Origin of the sequence: Pseudomonas sp. TUM22785, from assembly GCF_028198105.1 — a bacterium.
Lineage (GTDB): Bacteria > Pseudomonadota > Gammaproteobacteria > Pseudomonadales > Pseudomonadaceae > Metapseudomonas > Metapseudomonas solani.
Window position 1 is genome coordinate 3,434,815 of sequence record NZ_CP116239.1, and the last position, 19,677, is coordinate 3,454,491.

The 19,677-nt window shown below is 67.9% G+C and carries 19 protein-coding genes; 5 read left to right on the forward strand and 14 right to left on the reverse strand.

Features of this window, described 5'->3' with window-relative positions; translation table 11 throughout:
• The first annotated feature begins 522 nt into the window (after positions 1–522).
• Positions 523–1,041, forward strand: coding sequence for a CinA family protein (locus PI990_RS15605; RefSeq protein WP_271661215.1), 519 nt, complete (start codon positions 523–525; stop codon positions 1,039–1,041).
• Between the two features lies 1 nt (position 1,042).
• On the opposite strand, the gene PI990_RS15610 is transcribed toward PI990_RS15605, so the two are convergent.
• Positions 1,043–2,164 carry a mechanosensitive ion channel family protein gene (locus PI990_RS15610; protein ID WP_316924976.1) on the reverse strand — a complete coding sequence of 374 codons (1,122 nt, stop codon included), beginning with the start codon at positions 2,162–2,164 and terminating at the stop codon, positions 1,043–1,045.
• A gap of 256 nt (positions 2,165–2,420) precedes the next feature.
• Here PI990_RS15610 and PI990_RS15615 point away from each other — a divergent pair, with 256 nt between their 5' ends.
• Positions 2,421–2,753 carry a four-helix bundle copper-binding protein gene (locus PI990_RS15615; protein ID WP_184490389.1) on the forward strand — a complete coding sequence of 111 codons (333 nt, stop codon included), beginning with the start codon at positions 2,421–2,423 and terminating at the stop codon, positions 2,751–2,753.
• Positions 2,754–2,756: 3 nt separating this feature from the next.
• Here PI990_RS15615 and PI990_RS15620 read toward each other — a convergent pair whose 3' ends face one another.
• Together PI990_RS15620 and PI990_RS15625 are read right to left on the reverse strand one after the other, a co-directional pair.
• Positions 2,757–3,920, reverse strand: a complete 1,164-nt coding sequence (locus PI990_RS15620; protein ID WP_271661216.1) for a lactonase family protein — start codon at positions 3,918–3,920, stop codon at positions 2,757–2,759.
• Between the two features lie 3 nt (positions 3,921–3,923).
• The gene (locus tag PI990_RS15625) at positions 3,924–6,296 is read right to left on the reverse strand and encodes a glucose/quinate/shikimate family membrane-bound PQQ-dependent dehydrogenase (RefSeq protein WP_271661217.1); all 2,373 of its coding nucleotides are present in this window, start codon (positions 6,294–6,296) and stop codon (positions 3,924–3,926) included.
• A 287-nt stretch (positions 6,297–6,583) separates the two neighbouring features.
• On the opposite strand from PI990_RS15625, the gene PI990_RS15630 reads away from it, so the two are divergent.
• Positions 6,584–7,003 carry a hypothetical protein gene (locus PI990_RS15630; protein ID WP_148304340.1) on the forward strand — a complete coding sequence of 140 codons (420 nt, stop codon included), beginning with the start codon at positions 6,584–6,586 and terminating at the stop codon, positions 7,001–7,003.
• Between the two features lie 174 nt (positions 7,004–7,177).
• Here the strand turns inward: PI990_RS15630 and PI990_RS15635 are convergent, their stop codons facing one another.
• Positions 7,178–7,432 carry a hypothetical protein gene (locus tag PI990_RS15635; protein ID WP_021221691.1) on the reverse strand — a complete coding sequence of 85 codons (255 nt, stop codon included), beginning with the start codon at positions 7,430–7,432 and terminating at the stop codon, positions 7,178–7,180.
• 297 nt (positions 7,433–7,729) lie between these two features.
• On the opposite strand from PI990_RS15635, the gene PI990_RS15640 reads away from it, so the two are divergent.
• On the forward strand, positions 7,730–8,452 hold the full coding sequence (locus PI990_RS15640; RefSeq protein WP_271661218.1) for a phosphatase domain-containing protein: 723 nt from the start codon (positions 7,730–7,732) through the stop codon (positions 8,450–8,452).
• Positions 8,453–8,715: 263 nt separating this feature from the next.
• On the opposite strand, the gene PI990_RS15645 is transcribed toward PI990_RS15640, so the two are convergent.
• From PI990_RS15645 to PI990_RS15690, 10 genes are all read right to left on the reverse strand, one after another.
• The gene (locus PI990_RS15645; RefSeq protein WP_021221689.1) at positions 8,716–9,360 is read right to left on the reverse strand and encodes a response regulator; all 645 of its coding nucleotides are present in this window, start codon (positions 9,358–9,360) and stop codon (positions 8,716–8,718) included.
• A 175-nt stretch (positions 9,361–9,535) separates the two neighbouring features.
• The gene (locus PI990_RS15650) at positions 9,536–10,663 is read right to left on the reverse strand and encodes a protein-glutamate methylesterase/protein-glutamine glutaminase (protein ID WP_271661219.1); all 1,128 of its coding nucleotides are present in this window, start codon (positions 10,661–10,663) and stop codon (positions 9,536–9,538) included.
• Positions 10,660–11,469 (reverse strand): CheR family methyltransferase, encoded by an 810-nt coding sequence (locus tag PI990_RS15655; protein WP_043247064.1) that lies wholly within the window; start codon positions 11,467–11,469, stop codon positions 10,660–10,662. Before PI990_RS15655 ends, PI990_RS15650 begins: the two co-directional genes overlap by 4 nt.
• On the reverse strand, positions 11,469–11,978 hold the full coding sequence (locus PI990_RS15660) for a chemotaxis protein CheW (RefSeq protein ID WP_021221686.1): 510 nt from the start codon (positions 11,976–11,978) through the stop codon (positions 11,469–11,471). The genes PI990_RS15655 and PI990_RS15660 overlap by 1 nt, the downstream gene beginning before the upstream one ends.
• A gap of 9 nt (positions 11,979–11,987) precedes the next feature.
• Complete coding sequence (locus PI990_RS15665) at positions 11,988–13,637, reverse strand: methyl-accepting chemotaxis protein (RefSeq protein WP_021221685.1); 1,650 nt, start codon at positions 13,635–13,637, stop codon at positions 11,988–11,990.
• A gap of 12 nt (positions 13,638–13,649) precedes the next feature.
• Positions 13,650–15,842: a chemotaxis protein CheA gene (locus PI990_RS15670; RefSeq protein ID WP_271661220.1), complete on the reverse strand. Its 2,193-nt coding sequence runs from the start codon at positions 15,840–15,842 to the stop codon at positions 13,650–13,652.
• A 14-nt stretch (positions 15,843–15,856) separates the two neighbouring features.
• The gene (locus PI990_RS15675; RefSeq protein ID WP_271661221.1) at positions 15,857–16,183 is read right to left on the reverse strand and encodes an STAS domain-containing protein; all 327 of its coding nucleotides are present in this window, start codon (positions 16,181–16,183) and stop codon (positions 15,857–15,859) included.
• 1 nt (position 16,184) lies between these two features.
• A complete protein-coding gene (locus tag PI990_RS15680) occupies positions 16,185–16,550 on the reverse strand; it encodes a response regulator (protein ID WP_021221682.1) in 366 nt (121 codons plus the stop codon).
• 14 nt (positions 16,551–16,564) lie between these two features.
• The gene (locus PI990_RS15685) at positions 16,565–17,578 is read right to left on the reverse strand and encodes a methyl-accepting chemotaxis protein (RefSeq protein WP_442969337.1); all 1,014 of its coding nucleotides are present in this window, start codon (positions 17,576–17,578) and stop codon (positions 16,565–16,567) included.
• A 184-nt stretch (positions 17,579–17,762) separates the two neighbouring features.
• Positions 17,763–18,803: a GGDEF domain-containing protein gene (locus PI990_RS15690; RefSeq protein ID WP_271661223.1), complete on the reverse strand. Its 1,041-nt coding sequence runs from the start codon at positions 18,801–18,803 to the stop codon at positions 17,763–17,765.
• Positions 18,804–19,065: 262 nt separating this feature from the next.
• On the opposite strand from PI990_RS15690, the gene imuA reads away from it, so the two are divergent.
• Positions 19,066–19,677, forward strand: coding sequence for a translesion DNA synthesis-associated protein ImuA (imuA, locus tag PI990_RS15695; protein WP_271661224.1), 612 nt, complete (start codon positions 19,066–19,068; stop codon positions 19,675–19,677).

A 19,677-nucleotide genomic window follows, 5' to 3' on the forward strand; every position in this document is an offset into this window, starting at 1 on the left:
TGCGCGGGCCATCGTTCCTGCATCGCACAAACGCCGATGCCAGTTGGAAAGATGAGTTTGAAAACCGGGCACAGACGTCACATCCCCACATAAACCCTGACTGGACGCAGCGCGGAGAAGTTTCGACTTTTTTTCCTTCCGGCCGGCTGTCGGGGAACTTTGGCGATGGCGGTTGTCGTCGAGAGCGGTGGGCTGAAGCAGAGCGCCGCACGGCCCACCCTCTGGAGCATCGTGGGTAAACATCCACGCCCTCAGGACACCTCGGAGCATGCAGCCGCCGCTAACTAGGGACGTGTGCTGCGCGCACCTGGAGCTCGCCGGAAGCACCGTGCGGCGGTGCGCACGACATACCCTACGGCACGCGCTCATCCTGTTGAGTCCTCACACAGGCAGAGCCGGTGACTCATGACCACGTCCTAAGGACATGCGCGCCCGTCGCCTGGGACGGTGGATTGGGGGAACTCGGGGGCGCGGGGGTATTCCTAGCCTCTACAACAGGTACAGCGATACCCGGAGGCCGTCATGCAGAGCGTCGAGCAGGTTGTGAGTTTCCTCGAGAAGTACCAGCTGTCCCTGGTGACCGCCGAATCCTGCACCGGGGGGCTGATGGCCTCTCTGCTGGCCGGCGTGCCCGGCTGTGGCGCGGTGCTGGACCGCGGTTACGTGGCCTATTCGCCCACCGCCAAGCAGCAGTGCCTGGGGGTGGACCCGGAGACCATCGCCCGTTACGGGCTGACCAGCGAAGAGGTAGCGCGGGAGATGGCCCTGTGCGCCCTGGCCAACAGCGAGGCCAGCGTGGCCCTGGCCAATACCGGCATGGCCGAGGCTGAAGGCCCCCTGGACGGCCTGGTGTGCTTCGCCTGCGCCATGCTGATGGACGGCGAGCCCTGGGTGGTCAGCGAGCAGCTGCGCTTCGACGGCGACCGCAACCAGGTGCGCGAGGCCGCCGCCCAGCATGTGCTGCTGCAATTGCCCTATTACTACGAGCGCCTGCACCAGGCCATCGCCGCGCGGCTGCCAGGCGCGGCGGCCAACGGCTGAGTCACACCGGCGGCTGGCGCTCGGGCTCGACGATGGGTTCCGGGTGCCGCCCGACCAGCTCCGGCGCTTCGCTGCGGGTCAGTTCGGCGCGTAGCTGCGGCAGGCAATGCGGGTAGCGGTGGGCGATGAAGTTCAGCAGGTTCTCCCGCAGGTAGCAGCGCAGGTCCCAGTTGCGCGAGGAGTCGATGGAGCTGACCAGCACCCGCAGCTGGATGGAGCGCTCGGTGGTGTCCACCAGCTGCAGCACGCTGACGCGGCCGTCCCACAGCTGCGGCACTTCCTTGCACAGGCGGTCCAGCTCCTGGCGCAGCGGGTCCAGCGGCATCTCGTAATCGGCCCAGAGCACCACCGCCCCGGTGATCGACGAGCTGACCCGGGTCCAGTTCTGGAAGGGGTTCTCGATGAACCACTGCAAGGGCACCACCAGGCGCCGGTCATCCCAGATGCGCACCACCACGTAGGTGCCGGTTATTTCCTCGATGCGCCCCCATTCGTTCTCGACGATCACCACGTCATCCAGGCGGATGGGCTGGGTGATGGCGATCTGCAGGCCGGCGATCAGGTTGCCCAGCACCGGTTTGGCGGCGAAGCCCACCGCCAGGCCGGCGACGCCCGCCGAGGCCAGCAGGCTGGTGCCGAACTGGCGCGCGGTGGGGAAGGTCATGAGCATGGTGGCGGCGCCGAACAGCAGCACGAAGAAGCTCAGGGTGCGCACCAGGACGCGGGTCTGGGTCTGGATGCGGCGGGCGCGCAGGTTGTCGCTGATGTCCACCGGGTTGTGCAGCAGGATCACCTGTTGCACCGCGTCCACCGCACGCAGGCCGAGCCAGGTGAAGGTGCCGATGATGGCCATCGAGGTGAGCTGGCGCAGCGGGCCGATGAACAGCAGGTTGTCCGGGGCGGCGCTCCACACCGTCTGCAGGCCCAGCAGGGGCAGCAGCAGGTAGAGCGGACGGCGCACGCGCTGCAGCAGCTCGCGCAGGAACAGCACCGGCTTGGCCAGGCGAACCAGCACGCGCATCACGCCGCGCGCCACCAGGCTCAGGATCAGCACCACCGCTGCGGCGGTGAGCAGGGCCTTGAGCTCCGGCAGCGGCAGGTAGGGCAGCCAGTCTTCGAGCATGGGAAACCTCCGGGATCGCGGTAACCCTGTTAGTGACCCGGAGCCCGATGATGGGTTCGGGTGGATGTCCAGGCGGCCATGGCACGCCTGTAGGTTGGCGCCGAGCGCAGCGAGGCCCAACGGAGCGGGGTTCGGCTCTGCTGCGTTGGGCTTCGTGCCTCATCCCAACCTACGGGAGCTACGGCGCCGAGAAATCCCCTGAACCGCCGCGCAACGGCGCGGCCGAAGTACAGGAGCCCCTTGCCTGGAGAAGCCTATGAATGCCGAAGCCCAAGCCTGTGCCGATGCCTGCCTGGTGTGTGCCGACGAATGCGCGCAATGCGTGACCGCGAGTCGCCTGGATGAGGGCGGGGAGTACCTGGAACGCTGCATCGAGCTGAGCCGCGAATGCGCGGACAGCTGCCTGCTGATGCAGGAGCTGGTGGAGCGTGAGAGCGCGCAGGTGGTGGGCTTCGGCAGGTTCTGCGCGAGTATCTGCCGGCTGTGCGCCGCCGAATGCCGGCGCCATGACCTGGCGCACTGCCAGCGGCTGGCCCAGGTCTGCGAGGACTGCGCGCAGCAATGCCAGGGCCTGGCCCTGGCTGCCTGAGGCTCAGGGCAAGAAGCGCAGGGCGCTGGGGGCCGGGGTGCTGACCCTTTGCACCTGCTCCACCAGCAGGCCGCTTTGCGGGTCGCGGCTGAACACCACCAGGCTGTCGCTCTTCTGGTTGGCCACCAGCAGGAAACGCCCGTCCGGGGCGAAGGTGAATTCCCTCGGCTCATCGCCCCCGCTGGCGTGGCGCTGCACCTCGCTGAGGCTGCCGTCGGCGGCGCTCACCGCATAGACCACGATCTGGTTCTCCACGCCTCGACGGGCGACGTAGAGAAAACGCCCGTCCGGCGACAGCTGGAGGGCGCCCAGGCGGCGATCGCCCGTGGCGTTGGCACCGGGCGGGTCCAGGTCCACCAGACCCTGCTGTTCCAGCTTGGCCTCGTCGCGGCCGAGGATGGCGATCTGGTTGGACAGCTCCAGGGTCAGGTAGGCGCGGTTGCCGCTGCGGTCGAACACCAGGTGGCGCGGGCCGCTGCCCTTGGGCAGGGCGAAGGCGCCGGGCTTGGCCGCCTGCAGCGGCTTCTTCGGTTTATCCCCGTCGTAACGGTAGGCGTAGACCTTGTCGGCACCCAGGTCGGTGACGAAGAGGAAGTCGCCGGCCGGCACCGCCGCGTGCATGTGCGAGGAGCCCTGGCGCTGCGAGCCGCGCCGGGAGAAAGGCTGGCGCACCAGCTGGGCGACCGGGCCGAAGGTGCCGTGGGCGCTGACCGGGATGGCCGCCAGGCTGCCACCGGGCGTGGGCTTGCTGCCGTAATGAGCGACGAAGAGGAAACGGCCATCCTCGCTGAGGCTGGCATGGGTGGGCTCGGCGCCCTTGCTCGCCACCTGGCTCAGGGGCGTGAGGCTGTGCTCGTCACCTTCGCCGATGGCGAAGCTGCTGACCTGGCCGGCCGGGTCGCGGCCCTTGGGCGGGTTCTCGTTGGTGACGAACAGCTGGTGGCCATCCGGCGAAAGCACCAGCCACGAGGGGTTGGCGCTGGCGAGGGTCTGCAGCGGCTTTTCCGTCAGCCGGCCCTGGGTGCCGTCGAAGGCGAAGCGCTGGATGCCGGGGCAGGTCTCGCCACTACAGCCCACCAGCAGTTGGGAGGTGTCGACGGGCGCCCGGCCGGCACAGCCGGCGAGCAGGGTCATGGCGCAGAACAGCAGTGGGACGTTACGCGGCATCGATCATTCCTTGGGCAGGGCGAAGGCCAGGACGTAGTCGCCCTGGCGGGTGTGCAGGGAACCATGGCCACCGGCGACCACCAGCACGTACTGGCGGCCATCCTTGCCGGTGTAGCTCATGGGTGTGGCCTGGCCGCCGGCGGGCAGGCGGCCTTCCCAGAGCTGCTTGCCATTGCGCACGTCGTAGGCGCGCAGGTACTGGTCGAGGGTGCCGGCGAGGAAGGCGACGCCCCCGCCGGTCATCACGCTGCCGCCCAGGCTGGGTACGCCCATGGGCAGCGGGATGGGGATCGGCGAGCTGTCGCGCACGGTGCCGTTCTTGTGTTTCCAGGCGACTTTCATGGTGGTCAGGTCCAGGGCCGCGACGTAGCCCCAGGGCGGCGACTGACAGGGCAGGCCGAGGGGCGAGAGCAGCGGCGATAACAGGGCGCCGAAGGGCGCACCCTTGTTCGGCTGTACGCCTTCGATCTCGCTCTTGCGCGCAGGTTCATCGATGGCACTGCCTTCGGGCACCAATTTCGAGGTGAAGGCCATGTAGCTAGGGTTGAGGAAGGCGATCTGGCGCTCCGGGTCCACCGCGATGCCGCCCCAGTCGAAGACCCCGAAGTTGCCGGGGTAGACCAGGCTGCCCTGCTCGGAGGGCGGGGTGTAGATGCCCTCGTAGCGCAGGGAACGGAAGGCGATGCGACAGAGCATCTGGTCGATCGGCGTGCCGCCCCACATGTCGCGCTCCTGCAGGGGCGGTGGCATCAGGTTGAGTGCGGACATGGGCTGGGTGGGGGCGGTGAAGTCGCCCTTGGCGGCGCCCTGGGGCACGGGGGTTTCCCTGACCGGGACGATGGGCTCGCCGGTGCGCCGGTCGAGCACGTAGAGGCTGCCCTGCTTGGTGGAGGCGATCAGTGCCGGGCGCGGGGCCTCGCCAGCCTTCTGCGGCGGCAGGTCCACCAGGCTCGGCTGGCCGCCGACGTCCATGTCCCAGAGGTCGTGGTGGGTCATCTGGAAGGTCCAGCGCACCTTGCCGGTGGCGATCTCCAGGGCGGTGACCCCGGCGCTGTAGGTTTCCGAGGCCTTGGTCCGGCGACCGCCCCATTGGTCCGGGGTCTGGTTGCCCATGGGCAGGTAGAGCAGGCCGAGCTTCTCGTCGAGGCTCATCACCGACCACATGTTCGGCGAGTTGCGGGTGTAGGTGCGGCCCTCGGGCAGCGGCGCGGTGTCGTCGGGGTTGCCGGCATCCCAGTTCCACACCAGGTGGCCGTCGTGCACGTCGTAGGCGCGGATCACGCCCGAGGGCTCGTCTTCTGAAATGTTGTCGGTGACATGGCCGCCGATGATCACCAGGTCGCGGCTGACGCCGGGTGGCGAGGTGGAGTAGTAGCCGCCCGGGGTGAAGCTGCCGATGCCACGGGTGAGGTCGATGGAGCCCTTGTCGCCGAATTCCTCGCAGGGCTTGCCGTCATCGGCGTCCAGGGCCATCAGGCGGGTGTCGGCGGTGGGCAGGAACAGGCGCCGCTCGCAGCGTTTGCTGTCACTGGGGCTGTCTTCCTGGTGGTAGGCGACACCGCGGCAGGTCATGTGCGCCCAGCCCTTGAAGCTGTCGGCGTTCTGGGTGCTGATCTTCGGGTCGAAGCGCCAGATCTCGCGGCCGCTGTCCGGGTCCAGGGCGATCACCTGGCTGTGCGGGGTGCACACGTAGAGCATGCCGTTGGCCTTGAGCGGGGTGTTCTCGGCGGTGGTTTCCTGCGGGTCGTCCGGGCCGGGCAGGTCGCCGGTGCGGTAGCTCCAGGCCAGTTCCAGCTTATGGGCGTTCTCCGGGGTGATCTGGCCCAGGGGCGAGTAGCGGTCGCCGGCGTTGCTGCGCCCGTAGGCCTGCCAGTCGCCTTCCGGCATCGGCGGCTCGCTCTGCACTGCCAGGGGGTTGCCGCGACCAATCTCGCCTTCCAGGTTGTGGGGCTCGGTGAACTGGCTGAGCAAGGCCACGGCGCCGGCCAGCAGCACCGCCACCAGCAGTGCACCGCCATTGGCCCGCGAGGTGCCGCCGGCCAGGCCACCGCGCGCCCAGGGCAGCAGCAACAGCACACCGATGCCGAACCACAGGGCCAGGCGCGGCACTAGTTGCCACCAGTCCAGGCCCACCTCCCAGAGCGCCCAGGCGGTGGAGGCGGCCAAGGTCACGGCGAACACCAGCAGGGCCGAGCCGAGGCCTTTCCACAGCAGGAAGCCGGCCACCAGCAGGGCGCCACCGGTGAGCGGGTAGTACCAGGAGCCGCCGACCCAGACCAGGCGGATGCCGCCGATGAGCAACGCGAGGCCGAGCAGCAGCAGGAATAAGGCGAGCAGGCGGGCGAGGGGAGAAGGGCGGGCGCCGGGGGCGGACATGGGCAGTCCTCCGAATGGGGTTCTTGTGGGTGTAGTCGGGGGCGGCGGAACACGTGAATGGCGTGGCCTCGCTGAAGAGATCGAACCCCGCTGGGGTGAATAGTTCAGCGCCAGGCCGGCTGGATGGCATTTGGTCATCATTCCGTCATGGGCTTCGGGTTAGCTGTGCGCCACGCCTTCCAGCCTGGCTGGAGGGCCCGGCGTGCCTGGCCTGCGAATTTTCCCTGAACCGTCCTCGTCCAGCCTCCCTCTGAACCTCTGTGATCCCTTTCCTGGTGAGCAAGACCATGAACCAGTTATTCGCAATGCTGCTCGGCCTGTTCGGCGCGGGCGAAACCGTCGCCGATGAGCAGAAGTCCGTGCAGCCGCTCCCCGAGCCCATCAGCGTGCAGCAGTGGCAGGCGGCCTTCGACGAGGCGCTGGCGTTGCCGGAGGTCCGCTACTCGTCGTCGGACCTGGTGACTATCGTCAAGAACGAGCGCGACGGCTCGGTCTACCTGTTCACCACCAGCAAGCACCCGGCCTACCCGGCGATGATCGAGCGGCGCCTGGTGGGGTCGGATGGCCTGCGCTATTCCAGCACCGGCAGCTACGCGGGAAATGGCCAGGCCTATGCGGCGTGGCTGGAGAAGTACCGCCAGTTCGACAACCGTCCCTATGAGTCGATGGCTGCGAGCAAGGGCACGGAGCTGTCTTCGGCCAACTGACGGGTGCCTCTAACAACGTAGGCGAAGCCGTCAATGCAAGGCAAAACAGGCGAAAAAGCGCAGGTTACGCCGTGTAAATGAGCATTTTGATCGGACTCGCGCACGAGCCTGTTCTTAACGCCGCAATGGCAACGCAGGTAGTTTCTAGAGGTGCCCGACGAGCCGGGCGGGGAATCAGGGCTCGGCCTTGAAGGCCGCGCCCCGGCGGGTGAGGGTGATGCCGGTGGCGCTGACCAGCAGCAGGCCCTGGCCGTCGCTCTGCTCACCGTGAGACAGCTGGCCGCTGATCAGGCCAAGCTCCGCGAGATCGCGCAAGCCGATCATGACCCGGGCAGGGTCGCCTTCCAGAACGGCGGCATCACGAGGGGCGTCCTCACTGAGCTGGGCAAGGAGGGAACGCAGGAGCAGGGTGCGGCTTTGGATATCCATGAACGGGACTGCGGTGGGGACCGTCGCTGATTCTAGATCAGCTTGGCCCGGCGTGGTGTGGCGATTGTCGGACATCCAGTGAAATGGCATGTGCGCTGGGCTGGTGGGTGGGCTCCGCCCCATGGGTTTCGCTTCGCTCGCGGAACGCCGCCCGACCCATCCTACGGAAGCACGCCACCACCTGCGTGCTGGACTCGCGATCAGTCATCGCCGCCAACCGACAAATTTTTCACGTCTTCTTGATCCAGCCTTTACGGGTGTTGCTCCAGGGTATGGCCATCTTCTGGAGGATGCGCCATGACGCCCGGACCCCGACTCTCGCTGTTTTTCGCAGGCCTCTTGGCCGTCGCTTCGCTGGCCGTGCCGCTGGCCCAGGGCAATAGCCAGGTGCCGGAGCCGGCGGCCATGCTGTCGCGCCAGGCCTGGGCGGTGTCGCTGGACCCGGGCTTCAACCTGTACCGCATGACCCCTTCGCTGTTTCGCAGCGCACTGCCGGATGCCCGCGACCTGCCGCATCTGCAGCGCCTGGGCGTGCGCACTGTGGTGAGCTTCATCAAGGAGGACGACGCCGAGTGGCTGGGTGATGCCCAGGTGCGCCGGGTGAGCATTCCGCTGCATGCCGACCGGGTCGATGACGTGGACGTGCTCCGCGTGCTGCGGGTGTTGCGCCAGGCCGAAGCCCAGGGGCCGGTGCTGATGCACTGCAAGCACGGCCGCGATCGCACCGGGCTGATGGCGGCCATGTACCGCACCGTGGTGCAGGGCTGGAGCCGTGCCGATGCGCTGGCGGAGATGAAGGCCGGCGGCTTCGGCGATGCGCGGCAGATGGACGATGCCATCGCCTATGTCGAGGGCGCTGATATCGACGCCCTGCGCCAGGCCCTGGATAGCGGCGCCTGCAGCACCCGCGCCCTGGCTGCCTGCCAGGTGGGGCGCTGGTTGCGGGCCACCTTCGGCGAGGGGCCGGACGAAGAGGTGGCCCAGGGCGATGCCGTCCAGCAGGGCCGTTCGGATTCCTAACGGCGGCTTTCGGTGTGCTGCGCGCACCTGGAGGGTCGAGCGCACCCAACAGCCGACATTGAGCGATTTGGCGAGGGGCGTTCGACAGCGAGTTGGCGGAATAAGAGCGGTGGGCTGAAGCGGAGCGCCGCCCGGCCCACCCTACGAGGGTGCGTCGAGGGGCGTCGTGGCTCGGCGGCAATCCGTAGGTGCCGGCAGCTCCGTTTGGTGGATGGAAAAAGCGTCATCCACCCTACACAACCCTCACCATCGTGAGGCTGGGTTCAATCGTCCGGGCTGATGATGCCCTTGCGCACGGCGTAGAGGACCAGGCCGGGGATATCGTGGATGTCCAGGCGCTTCATGATCTGGGCGCGGTGGGCCTCCACGGTCTTGACGCTGAGGCCGAGGCCGTCGGCGATGGAACGGGTGGAGGCGCCGCGGCTGATCAGGCGGAGGATCTCCACCTGGCGCTGGGTGAGGCCGGGGTCTTCGCTGCCGTGCTGGCGGGACAGGGCCTGGTCGATCACCGGCTGGGCGATGGCCGAGCTGAGGTAACGCTGGCCACGGTCGACGGCCTTGAGGGCGAGGGCCAGCTCGACCATGGCAGCGTCCTTGAGCAGGTAGCCGTAGGCGCCTTTCTCCAGGGCGGAGAGCACCACTTCGGCATCGGTGTGCATCGACAGCATCAGTACGCGGGATTCGGGCACACGGGTGCCGAGGCGCTGCAGGGCCTCCAGGCCATCCACACCGTGCATGGAGATGTCGAGGAGAATGATGTCCGGCTTCAGTCGCTCGGCCATCTCGACGGCCTGTTCGCCGTCCTCCGCTTCTCCAACTACTTCGTAACCCTCCAGGTCGTTGACCATGGCGCGGACGCCAACGCGGATCAGTGCGTGGTCGTCGGCCAGCAACAGGCGACAGGTCATGGGCGCTCCTTGCGCAACGCGTCGTTCATGCATTACTCCAGGTGCAGGCTGCCCTGAAAAAGAGCAGGCCTACAGGTACGGAGTAGCATCCGACACGAAGGTTCGCCCGGATCGACCGGACGGACGGTAGCACCGGGCCAGTATCCTGCTGGCCCGTTTCAGTGGTTGCAGCCCTCTATTTAGCGGCTTCGGCGGTCTTGTCGGGTGTTTGCCCCCGTGAGTAGCGAATGATGACTTCGGAAAGTTTCGACAGGGGTTCGGTGCTTTGCGCGGCGCCCATGCGCAGGGCTTCCTTGGGCATGCCGAAGACCACGCAGCTGGCTTCGTCCTGGGCCACGGTGCGGGCGCCGGCTTCGCGCATGGCCAGCAGGCCCCGCGCACCGTCGTCGCCCATGCCGGTCATGATCACGCCCAGGGCGTTGTGCCCGGCGTGGCGGGCGACGGAGCGGAACAGCACGTCCACCGAAGGTTTGTGGCGGTTGACGTGGGGCCCGTCGAGCACTTCGACGAAGTACTGCGCGCCGCTGCGCTTGAGCTGCATGTGGCGCCCACCGGGGGCGACCAGGGCCAGGCCGGGGCGCACGCGGTCCATGTGCCGGGCTTCGCGCACGTCGATCTCGCAGACGGTGTCCAGGCGCTGGGCGAAGGCGGCGGTGAATTTCTCCGGCATGTGCTGGACGATGACGATGCCGGGGCAATCCACCGGTAACTGGCGCAGCACCACTTCCAGGGCCTGGGTGCCGCCGGTGGAGGTGCCCAGGGCCACCACCCGGTCGGTGGTGGCGTAGCCGGTGGGGCGTGCCGCCGGTTCGGTCGGCGCCGCTGCCGGCGTGGCCTTGGCCGGCGGTGGCGGCGCGCTGCGCGGCATGGCGTGGGGGCGGCTGCGGGCGGCCAGTTCGATCTGCCGGATGAGGTCGCCGGAGAGCTGCTGCAGGCTGTCCTTGAGCCCCTGGCGGGCTTTTGTGAACACGCCCACGGCGCCGGCGGCGAGGGCTTCCAGGGTGATGGCGGCGCCGGCTTCGGTGAGGGTGGAGCAGATGATCGAGGGCGTCGGCCGCTCGGCCATGATCTTGCGCAGGAAGGTGATGCCGTCCATGCGCGGCATTTCCACGTCCAGGACCAGCACGTCGGGCCATTGCTTGCGCATCTTGTCGAGGGCGAACAGCGGGTCGGCGGCCTGGCCGATGACCTGGATGCCGGGGTGGTTGTCCAGGCAGGCGGTGAGCACCTGCCGCACCAGGGCGGAGTCGTCGACGATGAACACCTTGATCGGGTTCGGGGCGGGTTTGCTGAGCGGGCTCATGTGCGTTGGAATACCGAAGGCCGCACGGCACGCAGCGGCAGGTTGAAGCCATGCAGGCTTTCCGCATGGCCGATGAAGAACAGGCCGTCCGGGCGCAGGCGCTCCACCAGGCGCGCGACCATGGCGCGTTTTTCCTCCTGGCCGAAGTAGATGAGCACGTTGCGCAGGAAGATCACGTCGAAGGGGCCGATCTCCTTGGGGATCGGCCGGGTCAGGTTGAGTTCGGCAAAGGTCACCCGGTGGCGCAGGGCCTGGCTCATGCGGAACAGCCCCTCGCTTTCCTCCACGCCCTTGAGGCAGTGGCGCTTGAGCCAGCCGGTGGGGAAGTTCTCCGCCTGCTCCATGGGGTAGGTGGCCAGGCGCGCTGTTTCCAGCACGCGGCGGCTGAGGTCGCTGGCGAAGATCGACCAGTCCTGGGTGCGGGCGTTCTCGGCCAGGGTCATGGCCATGCTGAAGGCTTCCTGGCCGGAGGAGCTGGCGGCGCTCCACAGGTGCAGCGGGCGGCGCTGGTGGGTGACCCATTCGCCGAGCTGCTTGAAGTGCTGCGGCTCACGGAAGAAGTAGGTTTCGTTGGTGGTGAGCAGGTCGATGACCGTGCGCCGCTCCTCCTGGGAGGCGGGGTCGTCGAGCACCTTCATGTAGTCGCCGTAGCTGGTCAGGTCGAGGGCGCGCAGGCGGCCCATCAGGCGGCCGGCCATCAGCGTGCGCTTCTGCTCGGCCATGCGGATGCCGGACGCCTCCAGCATCATCTGCTGCAGGCGGCGGAAGTCGCTGTCGCTGAGCTTGGGCAGGTGGCTGGTGGGCATCAGCCGGCCTGCTGGGCGAGGCTCAGCTGGCGGATGTCGTCCAGCGAGAGCACGCGGCGCACGTCGAGGATGATGGTGAAGCCGCGCTCGTCGCGGGCCATGCCGGCGATGAAGTCGGTGCGGATGCCGGCGCCGAAGGGCGGCGCCTGCTCGACCTTGTCGGATTCGATGTCCAGCACCGCATCGACGGCGTCCACCACTAGGCCGATGCGTTGCTGCTGCTCATCCAGGTTGAGTTCGATGATGACGATGCAGGTGCGCTTGTTCGGCACGCTCAGCTCGAAGCCGAAGCGTGCCGCCAGGTCCAGCACCGGCACCACGTTGCCGCGCAGGTTGATCACCCCGTGGATGAAGGGCGGCATCATCGGCACGGTGGTGACCTGGCCGTACTCGATGATTTCGCGCACCAGGTCGATGGGCAGGGCGTAGCGCGCCTGGCGCACCCGGAACGACAGGTGCTGGATGCTGGTGGGCAGGGCCACCGGCACCATGGCCTTGGCTTCGTTCATGCCGCCTCCTCAGTTGAAGCTGACGAACTGGCCTTCGTCGGCCAGCGGCTGGTTCGGTTTGCGCGGTGCCGGCGGGCGACGCAGTTCGCGCACGTTGCCGGGGCCACGGTCGTTGCGCACCGCAGGCAGCTTGTTGGCGTGGGCGGCGTTGTCCAGGCGGAAGTAGCCGATCAGCTCCTGCAGCTGGCTGGCCTGGGCGTTCATTTCCTCGGCGGTGGCGGCCAGCTCTTCGGAGGCAGAGGCGTTCTGCTGGGTGATCTGGTTCATCTGGCCCATGGCGATGTTGATCTGCGCGGCGCCAGTGGTCTGCTCCTGGGATGCGGCGGTGATTTCCTGCACCAGGTCGGAGGTTTTCTGGATGTTGGGCACGATCTGGTCGAGCAGCGCGCCGGCCTGCTCGGCCAGGTGCACGCTGTTGCTGGCGACGCCGCCGATCTCCTGGGCGGCCACCTGGCTGCGTTCGGCGAGCTTGCGCACCTCGGCGGCGACCACCGCGAAGCCCTTGCCATGGTCGCCCGCGCGGGCGGCCTCGATGGCGGCGTTGAGGGCCAGCAGGTTGGTCTGGTAGGCGATGTCGTCGATGATGCCGATCTTGTCGGCGATCTGCTTCATGGCCTGGACCATCTCGCGCACCGCCTGGCCACCCTGCACGGCGTCGTTGGCGGCCTTGCCGGCGATGCCGTCGGTGATCTGCGCGCTTTCGGTGTTCTGCGCGATGGAGGCGGACATCTGCTCGACCGAGGCGGTGGTTTCCTCGACGCTGGCGGCCTGTTCGGTGGCGGCCTGGCTGAGGGATTGCGAGGTGGCGCTGACTTCCTCGGAGGCCGAGGACAGCGAGTCGGCGGCGCTGCGCACGTCGGCCATGACACTGCGCAGGCGCTCGGTCATGTGCTGCATGGAGGCCAGCAGGCGCCCGGTCTCGTCGCGGCTGTCGGATTCGACGTTCACCGTCAGATCACCCTCGGCCAGGCTGTTGGCCACGCCCATGGCGCGGTTCAACGGCCGCGAGATGGAGCGGGTGACGAGAATACCGATGGCGAAGCCGAGCACGGCGGCGATGAGGATCAGCACGATCATCTGCGTACGCGAGCCCAGGTAGATGTCGGTGATGCTGTCGTTGGCGTCCTTGGCGCGGGTTTTCTTCTGCACCACCAACTCGCTGATGGTGGCGTCGGCGGCGTTGCCCTGGGCGCGCAGCTGCGGCATCAGTGCGGTGGCCTCGGTGCCCTGCGCCAGGGCAGCGTTTTTATTCGCCTCGAGCATCTGCAGCACGATTTTCTCGTATTCGGCCAGTTGCGTGTCGAGGGCGGCGAGCTTGGCGAGGGACTGCTCGCTGTCGAAGCTGCCACGCGCCTTGTCGAGGTTCTCGTGCAGGTTCTTCATGGCTTCGTGGACCTGCGCGGCGGTGGCGTCGCGCTCCTGCTGCGAAGACGACAGCAGGTTGCTGCGCAGGTGGCGGCCCATGTAGATGAGGTCCATGTTGGCGTTCATCATGGTTTCCAGGGCAGCCATTTCGCGGCTGTACATCTGGTCGGAGAGGTCATTGACCTTGCCCAGGTTGACAATGCCCAGGACCCCTACCACGGCGGTCAGGAGCACCACCAGGGAGAAGCCGGCGATCAGCCTGACGCCGATCTTCAGGTTGCTGATGAATTGCATGGCGGTGTTCTCCTACGAGCCCGCGAGGTCGGGGCGCGGTTGGGTTGACGGGGTACGTGCGTCGGCATCGACGCGTCCTTGCAGGTGCCGGAACAGGCTGGCGATATCGATGATCAGGGCGACCTGCCCTGAGCCGAGGATGGTGGAGCCGCTGATGCCTTCCAGGTGCTGGAACAGCAGGCCGAGCGGCTTGATGACGGTTTGCAGCTCGCCGTGGAGGTTGTCGACGATCAGCCCGGCCTGCTGGCGCCCGAGGCTGACGACCACGATGTTGCGGCGCTTGCCGCGTTGCACCGGCAGCTCGAAATGCGCGGCCAGGTCGATGCAGGGCAGGGGGCGGCCGCGCAGGTCGAGGTAGCCGTAGGCGGCATCGGCCAGTTGCCCGGCTTCCAGCTCCAGGCACTCGGTGACCATGTCCAGCGGCACCACGAAGTGTTCCTCGCCCAGGCTAACCAGGAAGCCATCGATGATCGCCAGGGTCAGCGGCAGGCGGATGCGGAAGGTGCAGCCGAGGCCGGGGCGCGAGTCGATCTCGATGCTGCCGCGCAGGGCGTCGATGGCGCTGCGCACCACGTCCATGCCGACGCCACGGCCGGAGAGGTCGGAGACGTTGTCGGCGGTGGAGAAGCCGGCGGCGAAGATCAGCCGCTGGATATCGTGTTCGGGCAGGTTGGCCTGGGGGTCGATGAGGCCGCGGGCGATGGCCTTCTCGCGGATGCGCGCGGTGTTCAGGCCGTGGCCGTCGTCCGCCACTTCGATGACGATCATCCCCGACTCGTGGTAGGCGTTGAGGCTCAGCCGGCCTTCGGCGCTCTTGCCGGCGGCCAGGCGCTGCTCGGCGGATTCGATGCCGTGGTCGATGGCGTTGCGCACCAGGTGGGTGAGGGGGTCGGCGAGCTTGTCGATCACCGACTTGTCCAGTTCGGTGTCGGCGCCGCGGATTTCCAGGCGGATGTCCTTGCCCAGCTGCTGGCTGACGTCGCGCACCACGCGGTGGAAGCGGTTGAAGGTGTCGCCGATCTCGATCATGCGCAGCTTCAGCGCCGCCTCGCGGATCTGCTCGACACGCTGGTTGACCGTCTGCGCGCCTTCCTGGCACAGGGCGTTGCCGTGCATCTGCGCTTGCAGCTGGGCCCCGGCGGCGCTGATCACCAGCTCGCCGACCAGGTTGATCAGCTCGTCCAGCTTGTGCGCGGCAACGCGGATCTGGCTGCTTTCCTGGACCTTGCGTTCCCGCGAGCTCTTCTGCTTGGCCAGGGCGGCATTGACCGCTTGCGGCGCGACGATGCCTTCCTCCACCAGCACCGCGCCGAGGGCCGGTTTGAGCTCGGCGGCAACGGCCTGCAGGGCCAGGCCCTGGGCCAGTTCGTGCTCGGTGAGCAGCCCGCTGGCGACGAGGATGGCGCCGATGCGCTCGTCGGTTTCGGGCAGTTCCTGGATCAGGTGGATGTAGTCGTCCTGGGCGCTGTTGGGCGGCAGGATGCGCAGGGTGCAGAAGTCGTGGATGAATTCAAAGACGTCCTCGATCTCGGCCTTGGCGGCGTCGCTGAGCAGATCGATCTCCATGCCCAGGTAGCAGCTTTCCGGGTCCAGCTCGGCCAGGGGCGGCAGGGCGTCGTCGATTACCTGGAGGTTGAGCACATCGCCCAGGCGGCTCAGGTACTGGACGAAGGCGATGGGGTCGAAACCGTTGCGCAGCAGGTCGGCATGGAAGCGCAGGGAGATGTGCCAGGCGCCGTCTTCGGCGACGTTGCCATCGGCCGGCGGCACCGCTTCACCCGGCACCTTGGCCGCCGGCGCGGCCGTGCCCAGGTGGGCGGCGAGGGCGGCGAGCAGTTCGGTCTGGTGTTGTTCGTCCACCGGCAGCTCGCCGGTTTCCGGGTCGATGAGGGCGATCATCGAGACGATTTCGTCGAGGCAGCGCAGCATCAGCGACACCAGCGACGGGTCGAGGGCGCGCTGGCCGTCGCGCACCGCCATGAGCAGGTTTTCCAGGTGGTGGGTGAAGCTCACCAGGGGCGTAAGGGAGAACAGCCCGGCAGAGCCCTTGAGGGTGTGCATGGCGCGGAACAGGCCGTTGATGGCCGCCGCGTCCTCGGGCTGCTGGTCCAGCTGCAGCAGGTACTCCTCGGCCTGCTTGCCGAGGTCGCGGGCTTCCTCGATGAAGCCCAGCAGCAGCTGGCTCCACTGTTCGCCATTGAGCATGGGGGCGCCTCCATTCAGGCCGCGGCCGGTTGCTCACCGGGCAGCAGCACGTCCAGGCGCAGCAGGCTGACGATTTCCAGCGCGGCGCCTTGCAGGTTCACCACTTCGACCGTGTTGCCGGCCAGCACCAGTTGCCGGCGCAGGCCGAGGAGCAGCTGCACGCCGGCGCTGTCCAGTTCTTCCAACTCGGCGAGGTCCAGGCGCCAGGCCTCGACCCGCGCATTGGCCGCCAGCAGGGCCAGCAGCTCGCCGTGGGCCTGGGCCACCTCGTAGATGGTCAGGCTGCCGCTCAGGGCGAGCTGGGCCGGGGTGGCGGCGGTGTCGAAGGCGATGCTTAGCATCTCAGCCCACCAGCTTTTCGACGGCCGCCAGCAGTTGCTGCGGCTGGAACGGCTTGACGATCCAGGCCCGCGCGCCGGCCGCCTGGCCTTCGGCCTTCTTGCTCTGCTCGCTTTCGGTGGTGAGCATGACGATGGGGGTAAAGCGGTAGTCCTTGTGCGCCTTGATTTCCTTGACCAGGCCGATGCCGTCGAGGTTGGGCATGTTCACGTCGCTGATGATCAGGTTGATCTTCTGGCCGTTGAGCTTGGTCAGGGCGTCGCGCCCGTCGACGGCTTCGATGACCTGGTGGCCGGCGCCGCCGAGGGTCATCTTCACCAGTTGGCGCATCGACGAGGAGTCGTCGACTATCAGGATGGTCTTGGCCATGGGGCCTCCAATGATCAGAAAAAGGTGACTTCGCTGTTCTGCGCAGGCTGGCCGTGGCGGCCGGTGCGCTCTTCGTCCGTGGTGAACTGCCGGCGCAGTTCGGTGAGCCAGCGCTGCGGCTGGCCGAGGATCGGGTCCTGCTCGCGCAGGGCACGTTGCAGGCGCCCCAGGTCGCCTTGCAGGTGGTCGAGCATCTGGTCGGAGCGGTCCTGGAATTGCAGGCTGACGATGATGTCCTGGATGTCCGCCTGGGTGGTGCGGGCGTCGCGCTGCAGGTCGCGGGAGGTGTCGGTGAGCTCGTCGAGGTTGGCGCTGAGGCCCTGCATGATGTCGCCGGCCACCTGGTCGAGGTAGCGCAGGTTGTTCTCCTCGCTGACCGAGAGTTCCTCGGCGGCGCTGACGGTGGAGCGGATCGCCTGGTTGATCTCGCCGACCTTCTCGACCATGCGCTGGCCGGTTTCGGCGGAGAGGCTGGAGAGCTTGCGCACCTCGTCGGCCACCACCGAGAAGCCGCGCCCGTAGTCACCGGCTCGGGCCGCTTCGATGGCGGCGTTGAGGGCCAGCAGGTTGGTCTGGCTGGCGATGTCCTGGACGTGCTTGGACATGCTCTGCAGCTCGCTGGCGTAGCTGTTGAGGTGGCCGATGGTGGCCAGCAGTTCGTTCTTGTGGGCGGTGGCGCCGTGGAAGGCGGTGGTGACCTCGTCCAGGCGTTGCTGGGCCTGGCGCAGGTTGTCGGTGACCCCGGCGCCGCCGATCACGCTTTCCGAGCGCTGCAAGGTCTGCTCGAGGCGCTGGGCCAGGCTGGCGAAGCGCTCGAACAGCTTGCTGACATTGCCGCTGACCAGTTGGCGCACCTGGCCGATGTTCTGCTCCCAGGCGGGCAACACGGCGCTGAGCAGGGGCTGGCAATCGGTGGTCGGCGGGGCCACATCCACCGGCGCCGCTTCCACCACCACCGGGGCGCGGGGGCGCAGGAGGAGGGCGGCGACGGCGGCGAGGGCGATGCCGGCACCCGTGACCCAGGGCATCTCCAGCCCCAGGCCGGCGAGGCCGAGGAGGAGGGCGAACCAGAGAACGGAATAGGCCAGCACGGCAACTTCCCGGTAGTGGATGGATACCCGGAACCATAGGAGCTGAAGCGCTTCGTCGAAATCGGGGTGGCCCCTAGGGGCGTCTAGGGGAATCCGGTCATAGCGGAAATGGCGCGGGCGATCAGGGCACGCAGTCGCTGATCACCAGGCGGTTGCGGCCCAGGGCCTTGCCTTGGTAAAGGCGCTTGTCGGCACGGCGGTAGAGCTCGTCGCCGCTATGGCCGTCGACCTGCCATTCGGCCAGGCCGAAGGTGGCGGAGAGGGGGATGAGCTGTTCGCCGTAGTGCAGGGGCGACTGTTGCAGGTCGAGGCGCAGCGCCTCGACCAGGTGCGCGGCGGCGTCGCGGCGGGTTTCGCGCAGCAGCAGGCCGAACTCCTCGCCGCCCAGGCGGCCGATCAGGTCGGTGGCGCGCAAGCGTTGCTGCAGGCGCTGGCAGATGTGCCGCAGGGCCTGGTCACCGGCATCGTGGCCCCAGCGATCGTTGACCTGCTTGAAATCGTCCACGTCCAGCACCACCAGCACCAGGCTGAGACCGCCCCGTTTGGCCTCCTCGATGCTGCGCTCCAACGCACGCTGGAAGAAGTCGCGGCTGGCGACGCCGGTCAGCGCATCGCTGTGGGCCAGGCGCCGCAACTGGGCGTGGGCCACTGCACGGCGGGCCTCGTAGATGTGCACGAAGGCCATGATCAGCAGCCCGCAGAGCATGGCGTTGCCCAGGTCGATCAGACCCCTGGCATCGGCTGCCGGGGGGAAGCGCAGCAGGTAGGCGATGACCGCCACGGCCAGATAGGGCATGGCCAGGAGAAAGCCGCGCAGCTTGCCCAGCAACAGGTAGGAGAGCACCGGGATCAGGTAGATCCAGACGAAGGCCGTGGGCGAAGCGTCGGGCATGACGATGATGTAGATGAGGAAGCTGAAGGTGGGCAGCAGATAGGCATAGAGCCAGGGCGTGAGGACCTGGACGTGGCGGATGCGCTGGCAGGCCCAGCCGAGCAGGATCGCGGTGGCCATTTCCAGGAAGGACAGGACGAGGTTGCCGGCGATGAACTGCAGCACGGAGAAGCAGGCCAGGGTCAGGGCGGTGGAGCTGAAGATCAGCCGCACCAGGGCTCGCTGGTCGGCGTCTTCGAGGCCGGTGGCGCTTTCGTGGGGCTGCTGCATCGACGGGCTCATCCTGCATGCCGTGAGCGCCTAGGCTATCGCAAGGCATTGGCGCCCCGTTAGCCTTTCCTCCGGTTCCGCTCACTTTTTGTACAGGGCATTCGCGCCAGAGGCAGGCCGCCCGTCCTACGGCAAGTGGCGTGCATTGCCGTAGGAATAGGACTGGATTACTGTATATAGATACAGTTATTCATGCCGAGCCCTCCATGCCTGCCTCCTTTCCCCCTGCCGTAACGGGCGCTTCCAGCCGGAGCGACGCCTGATGGGCGCCGTGGTCGCCCTCGATGCGCTGCTGGACGAGCGCCGGGTCTGGAAAGGCCAGGCCAGCACCCAGCCGAGCGGTGCTCAGCCCACCGGGCATGCGGCCCTGGATGCGGCATTGCCGGCGGGCGGGTGGCCGGAGTCCGCGCTCAGCGAAATCCTCGTGCCGGGCACTGGCCTGGGTGAGCTGCAATTGCTCTGGCCGACCCTGGCGCGCCTCACCGCCAGCGCCGAGCGCGTGGCCCTGGTGGGCGCGCCGTACCTGCCGTATCCCCAGGCCTGGCAGGCCGCCGGGGTGGACCTGCGCTGGCTGGTGCTGATCGAGGCCGAGGGCCGCGATGGGCTTTGGGCCGCCGAGCAATGCCTGCGCTCGGGCAGCTGCGGCGCAGTGCTCTGCTGGCCACGCCAGGTGGATGACCGCGCCCTGCGCCGGCTGCAGGTGGCGGCGGAAACCGGGCAGACCCTGGCCTTCGCCTATCGCCCCCAGCAAGAGGCGCACAACCCCTCGCCGGCGGCCCTGCGTCTGGCCTTCGACGGCCCCGGCCGGGTGCGGGTGCTCAAGTGCCGGGGTGGCCTGGCGCCGGCCGCCAGCCTGGCCCTGGCGGGGCACTGA

Bases quoted from the DNA above. Each gene is read 5' to 3' on its own strand.
- PI990_RS15605 (WP_271661215.1), top strand. From the start codon at position 523: ATGCAGAGCGTCGAGCAGGTTGTGAGTTTCCTCGAGAAGTACCAGCTG.
- PI990_RS15670 (WP_271661220.1), bottom strand. From the start codon at position 15,842: ATGCTCAATGGCGAACAGTGGAGCCAGCTGCTGCTGGGCTTCATCGAG.
- PI990_RS15645 (WP_021221689.1), bottom strand. From the start codon at position 9,360: ATGACCTGTCGCCTGTTGCTGGCCGACGACCACGCACTGATCCGCGTT.
- PI990_RS15620 (WP_271661216.1), bottom strand. From the start codon at position 3,920: ATGCCGCGTAACGTCCCACTGCTGTTCTGCGCCATGACCCTGCTCGCC.
- PI990_RS15615 (WP_184490389.1), top strand. From the start codon at position 2,421: ATGAATGCCGAAGCCCAAGCCTGTGCCGATGCCTGCCTGGTGTGTGCC.
- PI990_RS15625 (WP_271661217.1), bottom strand. From the start codon at position 6,296: ATGTCCGCCCCCGGCGCCCGCCCTTCTCCCCTCGCCCGCCTGCTCGCC.
- PI990_RS15655 (WP_043247064.1), bottom strand. From the start codon at position 11,469: ATGCCCACCAGCCACCTGCCCAAGCTCAGCGACAGCGACTTCCGCCGC.
- PI990_RS15665 (WP_021221685.1), bottom strand. From the start codon at position 13,637: ATGCAATTCATCAGCAACCTGAAGATCGGCGTCAGGCTGATCGCCGGC.
- PI990_RS15675 (WP_271661221.1), bottom strand. From the start codon at position 16,183: ATGCTAAGCATCGCCTTCGACACCGCCGCCACCCCGGCCCAGCTCGCC.
- PI990_RS15690 (WP_271661223.1), bottom strand. From the start codon at position 18,803: ATGCAGCAGCCCCACGAAAGCGCCACCGGCCTCGAAGACGCCGACCAG.
- PI990_RS15640 (WP_271661218.1), top strand. From the start codon at position 7,730: ATGACGCCCGGACCCCGACTCTCGCTGTTTTTCGCAGGCCTCTTGGCC.
- PI990_RS15610 (WP_316924976.1), bottom strand. From the start codon at position 2,164: ATGCTCGAAGACTGGCTGCCCTACCTGCCGCTGCCGGAGCTCAAGGCC.
- PI990_RS15685 (WP_442969337.1), bottom strand. From the start codon at position 17,578: ATGCCCTGGGTCACGGGTGCCGGCATCGCCCTCGCCGCCGTCGCCGCC.
- PI990_RS15635 (WP_021221691.1), bottom strand. From the start codon at position 7,432: ATGGATATCCAAAGCCGCACCCTGCTCCTGCGTTCCCTCCTTGCCCAG.
- PI990_RS15660 (WP_021221686.1), bottom strand. From the start codon at position 11,978: ATGAACGAAGCCAAGGCCATGGTGCCGGTGGCCCTGCCCACCAGCATC.
- imuA (WP_271661224.1), top strand. From the start codon at position 19,066: ATGGGCGCCGTGGTCGCCCTCGATGCGCTGCTGGACGAGCGCCGGGTC.
- PI990_RS15630 (WP_148304340.1), top strand. From the start codon at position 6,584: ATGAACCAGTTATTCGCAATGCTGCTCGGCCTGTTCGGCGCGGGCGAA.
- PI990_RS15650 (WP_271661219.1), bottom strand. From the start codon at position 10,663: ATGAGCCCGCTCAGCAAACCCGCCCCGAACCCGATCAAGGTGTTCATC.
- PI990_RS15680 (WP_021221682.1), bottom strand. From the start codon at position 16,550: ATGGCCAAGACCATCCTGATAGTCGACGACTCCTCGTCGATGCGCCAA.